The organism is Candidatus Skiveiella danica (assembly GCF_022705245.1).
Taxonomy (GTDB): Bacteria; Pseudomonadota; Gammaproteobacteria; order Burkholderiales; family Burkholderiaceae_C; genus Skiveiella; species Skiveiella danica.
On record NZ_JAKJEW010000130.1, the window covers coordinates 1 to 285 of the forward strand.

Annotated in this window: 1 pseudogene; it reads left to right on the forward strand. The window is 62.8% G+C overall.

Features of this window, described 5'->3' with window-relative positions:
* Window positions 1-16: 16 nt before the first annotated feature.
* Window positions 17-285, forward strand: a pseudogene (locus tag ACMUOY_RS20465) (3-deoxy-7-phosphoheptulonate synthase); the annotation flags it as partial.

Below are 285 nucleotides of genomic sequence, written 5' to 3' on the forward strand. Positions count from 1 at the left end.
TTCACCGTGACCGGCTGTGCAAAAAACCTCGGATATCAATGTCGTCGAAACCCGTCCGCTGCCGTCCCCGGCGGCGCTCCTCGCGGAGTTGCCCAAGACGGAATCCCAGGCTGATTTTATCACCCAAGCCCGCGCCGAGATACGCGATATTCTCCGCGGCAAGGACCGGCGTTTTCTCCTGATCGTGGGGCCGTGCTCCATCCATGATCGCGCGGCCGGCCGCGAGTATGCATCGCGCCTCGCCCAGCTCGCTCGTGAGGTGTCCGATCGCATGCTGATCGTCAT